Here is a 13,944-nt window from a genome sequence, read left to right as displayed (position 1 = left end):
ATTTTGGAACAAATTGCCCTAAAATTTATGTAAATATGAGCCACTAAATCTGAGATTAACTTTAAACTTATTTAACTTTTTAGAATGCCAGACGCGGAAAATTTCCAAAACCAACTGGCTAATGAGAAGCTGCTGCACTCACAAGCTAGTAAAAAAGCAAATTATTTGCTGGTAGCTTGTAAAGAAGAGGGAATGGTGCTTCAGTTGGCTGATGGCACTATCCAGGCTTGTAATGCGGCTTGCGATCGGATTTTGGGACTGACCACAGAGCAGCTTGTAGGGCAAAATTGGCTCAATCCCAAGTGGCAATTTATTCATGAAGATGGCTCTTTTTTGCCCAGCGAGTCTCACCCAGCGATCGCTGCCCGTAAAACAGGTAAACCTTGTTTGAATGTTGTCTGTGGCTTCCATAAACCAAATGGTGAGCTAGTTTGGTTATTGTTGTCTTCACAACCTCTATTCCAAGCTGGAGTCAGCACTCCCTACGCGATCGTTACAACTTTTTCGGATATTACTGAATCTAAGCACGCACAGCTTGAGGAAAACTCTACCTGCGATCAAGATACTCAACGAGTTGAAAAAGAGGCAAGGGAGCAGGTGATCACTGAGCGTAGCCGAAGTGGAGCAGAGAGAAAAGGGAAGAATTCTATCCCCCTGCTTCCTTCCCCCTGCCTCTTCGTTGATACAGATGAATTTAAGCCACAGTGGGATGCTCAACGTCTGTTTCAAAAAATTGCTGGCACTCTTCCGGGGATACTCTACATTTATGACCTAATTGAGCAGCGAAATTCTTATGTTAATTACGAAATTGCTCAAGGTTGGGGCTACACACCAGCAGAAATCCAGGCAATGGGAAAAGATTTATTTACCCAACTTCTACACCCTGAAGATTTGGCTAGACTTTCTAGCTATTTTGAAAAATTTAATTCTGCTGCTCAGGGCGAAGTCCTCACCTTTGAGTACCGAATTCGACATGGTAATGGAGAGTGGCGCTGGTTTTGTAGCTATGACACTGTGTACAGCAAAACTGCTGAAGGATTGCCGCAATATCTTTTGGGGATCGCTTGTGATATTACAGAGCGACGACACATAGAAATTTCTTTGCGGCAAAGTAACGAAAGGTTTGAGCTAGCAGCAGCGGCGGTTAATTGTCTAATTTACGACTGGGAGATTCACAGAGGTAGTGTGGAAAGAACCCAGGGTCTAACCGAGGTTTTTGGCTACACACAACAAGAAGCTGAACCTACCTTCGAGTGGTGGCAACAACTCATTCACCCTGATGACCAACAAAGAGTTCATGACCAGTTCATCGCTAGTATGGGCAGTAGTAACCGTTATAACATCGAGTACCGAGTTCGTCACAAAGATGGCCGCTATTTGTGGGTGATAGACCAGGGGTTTGCTGTCCGGGATGCAAATGGTCAAGTAGTTAGGGTAGTTGGTGCTAGTACTGATATTACTGAACAGCAAGTTGCGTTGCGCGAACGCCAGCGAGTTGAAGCAAACTTGCGCGAGAGCGAAGAACGGATTCGGTTAGCCACTACGGCTGCTGAACTGGGTATGTGGTTTTGGAATATCACCACCAACGAGTTAATTTGGACAGAGAAATGTAAACAGTTGTTTGGACTGGCTCCAGAAGTCGAAATGGACTATGAGCTTTTCCTTAACTGCATACATCCAGATGACTGTCAACGCATTAATGAAGCGATCGCCCGCTCTTTTCAGGAAAAGGTTGAGTGTGACATTGAATACCGCAGCGTTTGGCCTGATGGTAGCATTCATTGGATTGCTACCAAAGGTCGTGTCTTTTACGATACTGAGAAGCCAGTCCGAATGATGGGTACTACCCAGGATATTACCCAGCGCAAACAAGCAGAAAATGATTTGCGCCAGCGCGAAACTCAATTAAGGCGGTTAGTTGATTCCAATATTATTGGCATTATCTTCGCCACTCCTGACTGCATTACTGAGGCAAACGAGGCTTTTTTAGAAATGGTGGGTTATAGCCGAGAGGAACTCTTGGCAGGTAAGATATGCAGACAACACATCACCCCGCCTGAATATCACACTTTTGATGATCTGGGGCTAGAGCAACTTTTAACGGTTGGAGTATGTACTCCCTATGAAAAAGAATACATCCGCAAAGATGGTTCCCGTATTCCCATACTAATCGGTGGTGCTTTAGTGGAGCAAGATCCAGTGTCTTGGATCTGTTTTATTCTTGACCTAACCCCCAGGAAGCAATTAGAACAGGCACTTAGGCAACAAGCAGAGGAACTCAAACAGGCAAACCGGAACAAAGATGAGTTTCTCGCTATTCTTTCCCATGAATTGCGATCGCCCCTCAACCCCATTTTAGGCTGGTCATCGCTACTCAAAAGCCGCAAATTTGATGAAGCTACTACAAATCGTGCTTTGGAAACCATCGAAAGAAATGCTCAATTGCAGATTGAATTAATTGATGAGTTGCTGGATGTATCCCGAATTATTCGCGGTAAGTTAAACCTGACTTTTGCCACTGTTAATCTGGTAGCTGTAATTGATGCTGCATTAGAAACAGTCAGGTTAATCGCCCAAAGCAAATCCATCCAAATAAGCGTACAGCTTGACCCCAATGTTGGTAGAGTGTTAGGCGATTATTATCGCTTACAGCAAGTTGTGGGGAATTTACTATCGAACGCAGTCAAGTTCACTCCCCGTAATGGATCTGTGGAAGTCAGGCTATCATTGAGTTGGGAATTGAATTCCAACTCGGCACTGATTCAAGTTAAAGACACAGGTCAAGGTATTTCCCCTGAATTTCTACCCTATATATTTGAATATTTTCGTCAAGCCGATAGCAGCACAACCAGAAAATTTGGCGGGCTGGGGTTGGGATTGGCAATAGTTCGCCACCTGGTAGAGTTGCATGGTGGAACTATAACAGCAGCTAGCCCAGGAATTGGACAGGGAGCAACTTTTACTGTCAAGCTGCCCGTGATGAAGGAGAGTGAGGGAGTAGGGGAGGCAGGGGGAGCAGAGGAAGCAGAGGAGGCAGGGGAGGAATTTGACTCGTCACTTCTGTTTGGACTACGGGTATTGATTGTTGATGATGATGCAGATACACGGGAGTTTTTACACTTTTTGCTACAACAGAATGGGGCGCTGACAACTCTTGCAGCATCAGCAACTGAGGCACTGGCTGTCATAGTAAAGACTGTACCTGATTTATTAATCAGTGATTTAGGAATGCCAGAGATGGATGGCTATAGCCTGATTAGAGTACTCAGAGCAATGGGAGGGGAAATTCCTGCCATTGCCCTTACAGCCTATGCTAGAGACAGCGATCGCGATCGAGTCTTAGCGGCTGGGTTTCAAAAACACGTTGCCAAACCAGTACAACCAACTGAATTACTAACCTCAATTGCAGATTTGCTAAGGCAAAGGTATAACTAAAACTTTTTTATAGTAATGCTTCTGGCTGACTCAAAACGTGAAAAAGCGTTGCACTTATATGAAAACGCTGGGTTCAACTCCTCGCCACTCCGGTACTGGGAACTGGGGAATGGGGACTGGGAAACATCCCAAAATTTGGAAGGGGTCAGAGCAACCATCATAATTTTTCGTTTTATAACCTAATCCCCAGTCCCTTTTATTGGTGGAGTGAAACCGGATTTCTTGCCCCACCTCCAGAGAAATTATCAGCAAGATTGTTATAAATTAGACACCTTTCAAAAACTCTAGTTTCTCCGTAGCTCATTTTTATAAAATTCTCTTTTGAAAAAAAATAATTCCTAGTAAAAAATATTGGTGCAATCATGCCCCAAAATTTTGATTGCGATCGCTAATTCTCAGCCTAGTATTTGAAAATTCACCATTACAGACAACTATCTAAAGAGAGAAAGTTTTGTCTCGAAACCCAGCCATTAGTTAGTTGTATAACTTGGCCAAAAGGTGAATAATACGGGATATCACCAAGATACCTTCTATTTCTTAAATATTGCTCAAGATGATGATGCATTTAGCTTGACGGCATGAACCATCTTCAGCAATTATAAAGAAATGGCTAATTAAAAGCCAATTATCCTACTGCTTGGCTGCGATTTTATAACTGATAAAATCGCCTATTTGCATTAAGTGCCTTATATTGTTGCAACATACCATATGCTACAGTATCGCCACTTATTGTTATCTGCGGTTCTTTAAAAATCAAATAGGGATTCTGTACTATGTGTGGGGAACATTTGAATAATTGTTATGAAATGTCAAGATAGATGCTTTTAATATCTAAATCTAACATTTTAATTTTTCAGAGTTAGTGGTTGTATTTGTGGTTTCCATATCGAGGCAAACCAAGCAATCATCTCGATATTTGTATTCACCGAACCTTGCATCTAGTATTTTCCAATAGTCAATCCAAGAATTTGAAAAGAGGATATTTCCATGTTTAGTTTTTTCCGTGGGTCATCAGCAAGGGTTGCTTTACTAGTTCTGGGAATGACAGCTGCTACAATAACTCCCATCGTAATTTCTACCCCAGCTTCATCTCAAAATACTGTTCCATCGACGACACCATCGCCTGCAACACCATCTGCAACACCATCACCTGCTTCATCAGTTAACTTGTCTGATGTTTCTTCAGATTATTGGGCGCGTCCCTTCATTCAAGTCCTAGCTGACAACAACGTAATTACTGGCTTTCCTGATGGCAGCTTTAGACCGAACCAAGCTGTGACTCGTGCCGAGTTTGCTGCCCTAATTCAAAAAGCTTTTCCTAACCAAAATCGAGTTCGGCAATTAAGCGCAGGTGGATTTGGTGATGTTCCTGCTGGCTATTGGGCGGCTTCTGCAATTCAGTACGCCTACGAAACTGGATTTGTGGCAGGCTATCCTGGGAACGTGTTTTCGCCAAATCAACAAATACCCAAGGTACAGGCGATCGTTGCTTTAACAAATGGTTTGGGTATAGCTGGTAGCACCACTGGAACCAGTACTGACCTCAGCACCTACTACACCGATGCCTCAGCTATCCCGCAGTATGCTGTTAATAGTGTGGTAGCAGCAACACAATCTAATATTGTTGTTAATTATCCAGATGTAAAACAACTCAATCCACAACAGCCTCTGACTCGTGCTGAAGCTGCGGCACTCTTATATCAAGCTTTGGCTAGACAGGGAAGAGTGCAACCCATTGCTAGCAATCTTCCAGCTGCTCAATATATTGTTGGTGGAACTGCTGGCGGTACTCAAACCGGTACTGATATTGTTTCTCTTGCTGCATCCAGTAATTCTTTTACAACTCTGACTTCTTTATTAAAGACAGCTGGTTTAGCAGATATTCTTCAACAGCCTGGCCCTTATACAGTCTTCGCTCCCACCGATCAAGCGTTTGCTGCTTTGCCTGCTGCTACCCTACAGCAGTTACAGCAACCAGAGAACAGAGAAACATTGATTAAGATTTTGAGATATCATGTGGTTCCTGGTGCAGTAACCGCTAGTCAGCTCTCAGCTGGAGAACTGAAAACCTATGAAGAAAGCGCTGTAAATATTCAAATTGATCGCGCTAATAATCAAGTCTCGGTGAATAATGCCAGAGTTATCCAAGCCGATGTCCAAGCTAGCAATGGTGTTATCCATGCAGTTAACCAAGTCCTCGTTCCGCCTGATGTTAATATCAGCCAGTTAAATCAGCCGCCAACAGGAAATACAGATGGCACAACGCCTAATGTTAACGCAGGTAGAACTACTCTTGGTGGCCCTAGCTATATCGGGGGTGGTGGTAACATTGGTTTGAGCGGCAACGACACAGCTTTGGGCGACAGTAACTTTTCAGTGTTCAGCAAAATTGGTCTGACACGCAATATCTCAGTGCGACCATCAGTGATCTTTGGGGATGATACATTGTTTATGGTTCCTTTAACTTTGGATTTTGCTCCTCGTCGAGCTGCTGAAGTGGGTGCAAGAACCTTCTCTATATCTCCTTATATAGGTGCTGGCGTAGCCATAGAAGCTAATCTCGACACTGATTTTGGATTACTGCTAACTGGTGGTGTAGACGTTCCTCTCGGTACTCGATTTACGTTAAATGGTGCTGTTAATGCTGCTTTTATGGACGAAACTGATGTAGGGCTACAATTAGGACTTGGCTACAACTTCTAATTGAAGATAGAAGTAGGGGTAATTCATGTAGCCGAAGGCTTCCCACAGGGTATTGCTCCTAATCTTTCATAAGAGCATAGCATTGCTCATAGGTGTTAACTTAAGAAGATAAAGCCCAAATTTGTTGGGTGTAAGCGTCAATCAGTCGATGGCGCTTACGCCTTGTTTTAACTAATCCAAACAGGTTTTGATGCCCCTACGATAAATCTTTATATATCAGGGTTTTCGTGAATTGGTATAACGAGAGAGAATGTCAATGGGTCAGCAATAAAGACAATGCTTTGGATTAGAGAATGAATCAGTATTTTGCAACGGTTGCTCGTGGATTAGAAACCCTCGCCGCTCAAGAGTTAGAGGAGCTGGGTGCCCATTCCGTGGAGCCAGGGTTTTGCGGTGTAGCCTTTGAGGGCGATCGCACTTTGCTTTATCGCGTCAACCTCTGGGCTAGGCTGCCGTTCCGAATTTTGATGAACATCCATGAGTTTCCTTGTCAAGATGCAAAGGATCTCTATCGCGGCATTCAGACTATCGATTGGGTAAACTATCTCACGCCAGACATGACGCTGGCGGTGAATACCACAGGCAAAAATGATCACCTCAACCACAGCCACTTCACATCTCTGCAAATCAAAAATGCGATTGTTGACCAACAGCAAGAAAATCTGGGTGAGCGTTCAAATGTAGAGCTTTATGAACCAGATGTGCGGATCAATGTTCATATTGAGCGCGACTTTTGTACCGTTAAGCTCGACAGTTCTGGAAATAGTCTACATCGCCGAGGCTACCGCCCTGCGGTTGGAGCAGCCCCACTAAAGGAATCTCTAGCTGCTGCCCTCATTCAACTTTCCGGCTGGCAGCCAGACCAGATGTTCTACGACCCTCTGTGCGGGTCTGGCACCTTACCTCTAGAAGCTAGCTTAAAGGCACTTAATATAGCACCAGGGCTATTTCGCGAGCGCTTTGGATTTGAAACTTGGCTCGATTTTGATCTGTCCCTTTTAGAAAAGTTGCTCCAAGAAGCTAAGGATAGCCAACTAGATACCCTTCCCGCGCCGATTTGGGGAAGTGATCGCGATGAAAATGTGATTGAGCAGGCGATTAACAATGCTCAAAACTGTGGTGTTGATAACCATGTATGGTTTTCTCAAATGGAGCTTGCTGATGTTGTCGCCCCCGCAGACAGTGGAATCTTATTGTGCAATCCGCCCTATGGCGAACGGCTGGGGCGAGATAGTGACTTGGGGGCATTTTACAAACTTTTGGGTGATGTGTTGAAACAACGCTTTAAAGGCTGGACTGCGTTTGTGCTGAGTGGCAACAAGGAACTGTCTCAATCGATTGGATTGAAATCATCTAAGCGAATTGCAGTGTACAACGGAACGTTGCCCTGTCAGTTAATGAAATACGAGCTGTACTAAGACCGAATCGATCAGATTTTGTGATTTCCGGTTTGTGTTATGGTTTAGCGTAGGCGTAGCCCATCGTAGACATCGCTTTCCCTTCCCCTGCTCCTGCTCCCTGCCTCTATAGCGATGGTATATTTTTATATTTGGAAGTCCCTTAGCCATTTCCGAAACAACCCAATTTTTAATAATCAATTAATATCTCATTAATTCTGACAACATTTGCTCAAGCAAATCTTCCATGATTTCCTCATCTAAAGAGTGCAGAGTTGGTGGCCCACCGAGGAACTCTTTGATAGTGATTTTCTGCTCTCTAAAGTCCTTGACAAAATCCCGGATCTGAACAATAACCTTAATTTGAGATTCTATCGTTTCTACCATCAAAGCCATAGAGTCAATGCCTTTTTTAGCAGCTTTGCGAGAATCAGAAACCATAGTTCCTTCTGGAGTATTTTTTACTAAACGCAGTTCCTGTTTCAAGTTTTCATACTGAGCGAGGAGAATTTGATTCTGCTGTTCTATAGTTCGGCATTTTCTAGTTAAATCATCCTCGCTATTATAATCAATAACTTCTCCTACTTGCTGAACTCGCTCAATTTCTAAAAGTCTTGCCAAATCTCCTTCTTGGTAGGCTTTATTGATTGATTTCATAACTTCTGTATGATATCTCTGTGTCTCGCTGTCTTTTACCTTATCAGGGTGAAAAATTTCAGCTAATCTGAGAAATGTTTCCCGAATTTTTCTCTTATCCTCTGTTCTAACTACAGACGGAGATTCTACAGACTGTTGTGCTTGCCAATGTTGATGCCGATCTTCAGCAGCTTCCTCTGAAAAATTTGATTTGGGTTCGGAATTATTAAATACTTCGTCTAACTCTAGATTAAATTGTTTCCGACTAATGACACCTGTCAACTGGAGGTTAAGGTAAACTGCTTCTATATTTTTGATGGTTTGTTTACCAAACTTTCTGGTAGTAAAGATTTCATCAAATAAAGCATGAATATCCCGGTCTAACTCAGCCATTTTTTGGAAGTGGGGATTAGCTTGATGAAATATTTCTGTGGACAAAGTTCGCATCTGTTCAACAAAATTATTTAATTCCGTTCGCTTTCTCTTAATTTGTTTAAGTAGCGATTTGTGTTCTTTTTCTAAAAATTCTAAGCGGATATGTAATTCGGAGAGAGCGAGTGGAGTTTCAAGAGGAGAGTGGGATGGAGATGAGGTGGTTCTAGGCATGAAATACGTATATAAGTTTAAGGTTTAGAATATAATTTCAATGCTTCTAACTTCTGGAAATAGGTTTTAATACAACAGATAGTATTCATCCACAAATTTCACTGTGGGCGCAGGTGAGTACGGTTTAACCATACTAAGGAAATGTTTTCGCGTAGGCGTAGCCCGTCGTAGACATCGCCATTAATTATACTCCTGCGAGACGATTATGATACTCTCAATGGTCAAGTGCAGGCAATCTCTCCAGATGCGATCGCAGCCCCACACTTTGAGCATTTGGAAAGTAAACGCAAAAGCAAGCTCAAACCAATTGCGTCCACAAGTTATAAAGTATGTGTAGATAAGACAGCAAATATGTTGAGGAAAAATCTCTATGACAAGCTACCAAGAAACCATACCTAGTAACGAATCCATTAATGAGCTAATCGCCGAAACGGCAAGCATTAATCATGTAGAGGTAATTGAGAATGTCATCGATTCCTTGGAACAAGATGACAGTGCGATGGTTAGCCACACTCCAGAGGGTGGTTATCTCTGGAAGTTTAAGTACGGAAGTGTGCAAGTATTTGTCCAACTCAACGGGACAACCGATGAAGACACCATTACGGTTTGGTCTGCGGTGCTAAATTTACCTGCCAAAGATGAACCTAAGTTAATGCGGTATCTTTTGGAGTTAAACTGCTCTAGTACTTTTGAAGCGCGTTTCGGTATTATTGAAAACCGGGTGGTTGTGATATCAACACGCACTTTAGCGGAGTTATCTCCTGGTGAAGTATCTCGGCTGATTACCATTGTGGCAACGATCGCTGATAATAATGATGAAGCTTTACAAACCGAATTTGGTGCAACTTAAGGAATTTTGGATTTTGGATTTTAGGTCGTACCTTTGGTGTGCTTCTAGCGCAACTTGGATTTTAGATTGGGCTTTTGCTGTATAGGATGCATAGTAATCAGGTTTGGCGACTAATTCCTTTGCTAGAGGCAGACGGCAATGTGCAGATGGCGATTGACCGATGGTTGCTAGAACAGCACTATTCAAGAAAGCATCCGCCAACTCTGCGCTTTTATACTTGGTCGCCACCTGCCATTTCTCTCGGCTATCATCAACGCCAATTCCCTGAGCATTGGCAACATTTAATTTGGCAAGGGCAAAAACTGGATTTAGTGCGGCGTCCTACCGGTGGACGGGCTGTGTTACACCAAGGTGATTTAACTTACGCTGTAGTCACATCTGGATTTACGGGTAGTCGCTTCCAAGTGTACGAAAAAATTTGTGAGTTTTTGATTCAAGGGTGGCGATCGCTCGGCGTAGAATTATATTACGGTACAGAAGGGCGAGGTTACATCCACAATCCTAACTGTTTTGGTACAGCAACCAGTGCAGATTTAGTTTTACCAGATGCTACCAAACTCATTGGTAGCGCTCAATTGCGACGTGGTGGGGTAATTTTGCAACATGGTTCCATCCGTTTGCAACCGGATGCTGAACTGTTTGCTCAAGTATTTGGTGCAGAATCTTTTACGACTGTACAACTGCCTCAAAGTCTGAGTATGGAAAAGATTATTGCAGATTTAGTTGCCGCAGCTAGTAATTGTTTTGATATGCAGATAGAGTTGAAACCACTCTCGCAGTCTGAGTGGGAAGAAATTTTGGCGAAACCGATTTCGGAGGCTGGTTCTCAGGTAATTTGATGGGATAGAAATAGAACAAGATTTAAAATGAGTACAAATTCAGTTCCTAAACAAATCATTGCAATGGGCGGTGGAGGCTTTTCAATGGAACCTGAAAATCCTCTACTTGATCGATATATTTTGGGATTATGTAAAAAGGAAAGACCGAAGATTTGTTTTATCCCTACAGCAAGTGGTGATTCTGACAAATATATTGTTAAATTCTACTCAGCTTTTGTGCAACTTCTATGTCAACCATCTCATTTATCCTTGTTTAACCCATTTACATCGGACTTTCGGTCTTTTGTTCTTGAGCAGGACATTATTTATGTAGGAGGTGGAAACACTAAAAACCTAATTGCTCTTTGGAAAGAGTGGGGAATTGACCATGTTTTGAGAGAAGCTTGGGAAAGTGGCGTTATTCTTTCTGGCTTAAGTGCAGGCTCTATTTGTTGGTTTGAAGAGGGTCTGACAGACTCTATTCCTGGGAAAATGAGCGTATTACAGTGCCTTGGCTTTCTAAAAGGTAGTAACTGTCCTCATTACGACGGTGAGCCAAGAAGAAAACCTGCTTACCATCAACTTTTATCAGAAGGACTTATTAGCTCTGGATATGCTGTAGACGATGGGGTTGCTCTCCATTTTGTTGGCGAACAGTTGAAAAAAGTTGTGAGTTCACGTCTGCAACCCAAAGCTTATTGTTTAGAAAGAGTAGATAAGACAGTTAAAGAAACGATTTTAGAACCTATATACTTGGGAAATAGCTAAGAATTTTCAGTGCGAAACTCTTGAGTAATTAAGGCAGTATCATCTTTAAGATACCCTGCTGTCACACAATCATCAATCAATTGCAAAACAAAGGGCCACAGTTCCGGCGCACCTGTTTCTACTGGCGCTACCCGTTTCATCACCTGGTCACGCCTAATGCCATAAATCCGCCAAGTCCCGCCCTGAGTTTGCTGATTATGCAACAAGGGCTGTATACGGTCTAGGGCTGCGGCAAATTTGGCGGTGGGTGTTTTTCCTGCTTCAAACTCATCCCAAAGTAAACGCAATTCGCTACCTTGGTCTGCTGGTAAAAGTCCGAATAAGCGCAATGCTGCTTGTGCTTCTCGTTCTGCTTTGCTGTCATTACCCTGCACATCGTAACAAAAGGTGTCACCTGCATCAATTTCTACCAAATCGTGAATTAGCAGCATTTTGATGGCATGGAATATATCAACACCCTCTGGGGCATATTCTGCTAATACACTTGCCATCACCGCTAAATGCCAAGAGTGTTCAGCACTATTTTCCCGCCGTGACCCATCAGTGAGTAGGGTTTGGCGCATCACGTGTTTCAATCGATCAATTTCAATGATGAATTGAATTTGTTGAGTCAGTCGATTGATTTGCACCTGAATTTCTAATTGTGAATAAATTTTACTGGATTTTCGATTTTGAACTCTAAGACATTTGCGAGGTCTTGTTTCTGCATACCAATTAAAAAGCGCCTGGGAGTGTTGCCGTGTTTCCACCCCAGACGCTCTTTATTTTTAACTTGCTCCTCACACAGCTAAATACTATCACTGATTCAATTAAAAGGCGATTATAGTGAGTGACACTTTCAAAACTGCACCAGTAATCCAATTCTTATATACAAATTAAAAAATGCCTGGGAGTGTTGCCGTGTTTCCACCCCAGACATTTTTTATTCTCAACTTGCTCCTCACACACAAATAGACAATATCACTACTTCTATTAAATGGCAAGTATATTGAGTGACATTTTCAAAACTGCACAAGCAATCCAATTTTTGATAAATTAAAAAGCGCTTGGGAGTGTTGCCGTGTTTCCACCCCAAACGCTTTTTATTTTTAACTTGCTCCTCACACACGATTAGATAATATCATTGCTTCAATTATAAAGAAAGTATTTAGTGTGACACTTTGTAAACTGCACACCTAAGAAGCAATGATTTAGTGTAAAAAGTGACGTACACCAGTTAAGACCATCAGTAAACCCAGTTCGTTGGCAGCTTTGATTGAATCCTTATCACGTACACTTCCCCCTGGTTGGACAATGGCTGTAATTCCTGCGGCTGCGGCTGTTTTGACTGAATCATCGAAGGGGAAGAATCCATCGCTGGCTAGAGTTGCACCTTTGGCTTTATCTCCAGCTTGTTCTAGGGCAATTTTAACCGAGCCGACGCGGTTCATTTGACCAGCACCTACTCCTAGTGTAGTGCGATCGCTAGTTACAACAATTGCATTAGATTTAACATGTTTGCAAACTTTCCAAGCAAACAGCAATTCGGCTAATTCGCTGTCGGTGGGTTGACGTTCGGTGACTATTTGCCATTGAGTGGTGTCTGCAACAATATCATCGGCGGTTTGGACAAGAAAACCACCTGCGATCGCTTTCACTGTATCCTTGGGGCCGCTACTCAAATCAGCTAGAGTCAAAACCCGCACGTTAGATTTCTTTGCCAGGATTTCTTGAGCTTCCGCATCACAACTTGGTGCAACCACACATTCTAAAAATGTTTTAGTTAACTCGCTAGCTGTAGCCGCATCAATCGGGCGGTTGAGTGCGACAATTCCACCGAAAGCAGAAGTAGAATCAGCATTGAAAGCTTTTTGATAGGCTTCTGAAATAGTGCTTCCTAGTGCAGTACCACAGGGATTTGTATGTTTGATAATCGTTGCTGCTGGGGTATCGGTGAATTCAGCAATGATTCGGCGTGCGGCTTCTAAATCAACTAAGTTATTGTAACTAAGTTCTTTGCCTTGCAGTTTCGTCGCGGCTGTCCATCCTGTTGGGGTAGTACCAGTTTGATACCATGTAGCGGGTTGATGTGGATTTTCACCGTAACGCAGAGATTGCAATTGTGTGCCGCTAAGAGTGTACTGTTGTGCTTCTGCGAGGTAAGATGCGATCACTTGATCGTAACTAGCAGTGTGCGAAAATCCTTTTAATGCCGCCTTTTGCCGAAACTCTAGGGATGCTACGCCGTTATTTTGCCGCAATTCCTGTAAATACTCGTCATATTGCGCTGGATCGCATAATACAGCCAGATGGGCGAAGTTTTTCGATGATGCCCGTAGCATTGCTGGCCCACCGATATCAATCTGTTCAACCGCTTCAGCTAATGTCACCCCTGATTTAGCGATCGTTTCCTCAAAGGGATATAAATTCACCACCACTAAATCAATCGGGCGAATTTGGTTATTTTCTAAGTCTATAATATCTTGGGGAACATCTCGCCGCGCCAAAATCCCGCCATGAATTCGGGGATGTAGCGTTTTGACTCGACCACCTAAAATTTCTGGTGAACCTGTGTAATCTGCAACTTTAGTAACTGGGAGTCCCGCATCTTTGAGGGCTTGGGCTGTTCCCCCACTGCTGATTAAATCAAAGTCGAATTCTTCAACCAAGCTACGGGCTAGGTCAATTAAACCAGTTTTATTAGATACACTCAGCAGGGCTAGACGCGCCATTGATCAATTCCTCAGATGTT

General features: G+C 43.0%; 9 protein-coding genes. 6 read left to right on the top strand and 3 right to left on the bottom strand.

The window, feature by feature from the left end:
- Positions 1-84 precede the first annotated feature (84 nt).
- From H6G96_RS25450 to H6G96_RS25440, 3 genes are all read left to right on the top strand, one after another.
- A complete protein-coding gene (locus H6G96_RS25450; RefSeq protein WP_190914674.1) occupies positions 85-3,435 on the top strand; it encodes a PAS domain-containing protein in 3,351 nt (1,116 codons plus the stop codon).
- Positions 3,436-4,422: 987 nt separating this feature from the next.
- Positions 4,423-6,138: a fasciclin domain-containing protein gene (locus H6G96_RS25445; RefSeq protein ID WP_190914672.1), complete on the top strand. Its 1,716-nt coding sequence runs from the start codon at positions 4,423-4,425 to the stop codon at positions 6,136-6,138.
- Between the two features lie 293 nt (positions 6,139-6,431).
- Complete coding sequence (locus H6G96_RS25440; protein WP_190914669.1) at positions 6,432-7,556, top strand: THUMP domain-containing protein; 1,125 nt, start codon at positions 6,432-6,434, stop codon at positions 7,554-7,556.
- A gap of 180 nt (positions 7,557-7,736) precedes the next feature.
- Here H6G96_RS25440 and H6G96_RS25435 read toward each other — a convergent pair whose 3' ends face one another.
- Positions 7,737-8,777, bottom strand: coding sequence for a J domain-containing protein (locus tag H6G96_RS25435; RefSeq protein WP_190914667.1), 1,041 nt, complete (start codon positions 8,775-8,777; stop codon positions 7,737-7,739).
- A 370-nt stretch (positions 8,778-9,147) separates the two neighbouring features.
- Here H6G96_RS25435 and H6G96_RS25430 point away from each other — a divergent pair, with 370 nt between their 5' ends.
- The 3 genes from H6G96_RS25430 (at position 9,148) to H6G96_RS25420 (ending at position 11,213) form a co-directional block, all read left to right on the top strand.
- Complete coding sequence (locus tag H6G96_RS25430; protein ID WP_190914664.1) at positions 9,148-9,627, top strand: YbjN domain-containing protein; 480 nt, start codon at positions 9,148-9,150, stop codon at positions 9,625-9,627.
- Positions 9,628-9,713: 86 nt separating this feature from the next.
- Positions 9,714-10,466 (top strand): biotin/lipoate A/B protein ligase family protein, encoded by a 753-nt coding sequence (locus H6G96_RS25425; RefSeq protein WP_190914662.1) that lies wholly within the window; start codon positions 9,714-9,716, stop codon positions 10,464-10,466.
- A gap of 27 nt (positions 10,467-10,493) precedes the next feature.
- Complete coding sequence (locus tag H6G96_RS25420) at positions 10,494-11,213, top strand: peptidase E (protein ID WP_190914660.1); 720 nt, start codon at positions 10,494-10,496, stop codon at positions 11,211-11,213.
- On the opposite strand, the gene H6G96_RS25415 is transcribed toward H6G96_RS25420, so the two are convergent.
- Both H6G96_RS25415 and purH read right to left on the bottom strand, forming a co-directional pair.
- Positions 11,210-11,842 carry an HD domain-containing protein gene (locus H6G96_RS25415; protein WP_190914658.1) on the bottom strand — a complete coding sequence of 211 codons (633 nt, stop codon included), beginning with the start codon at positions 11,840-11,842 and terminating at the stop codon, positions 11,210-11,212. The two genes, H6G96_RS25420 and H6G96_RS25415, sit on opposite strands and share 4 nt — an antisense overlap.
- Before the next feature lie 561 nt (positions 11,843-12,403).
- On the bottom strand, positions 12,404-13,924 hold the full coding sequence (gene purH, locus H6G96_RS25410; RefSeq protein ID WP_190914656.1) for a bifunctional phosphoribosylaminoimidazolecarboxamide formyltransferase/IMP cyclohydrolase: 1,521 nt from the start codon (positions 13,922-13,924) through the stop codon (positions 12,404-12,406).
- Positions 13,925-13,944 lie beyond the last annotated feature (20 nt).

The sequence above is a fragment of the Nostoc sp. FACHB-892 genome, from assembly GCF_014698795.1.
GTDB lineage: Bacteria > Cyanobacteriota > Cyanobacteriia > Cyanobacteriales > Nostocaceae > Nostoc.
This window is presented reverse-complemented; position numbering and strand designations above follow the sequence as displayed.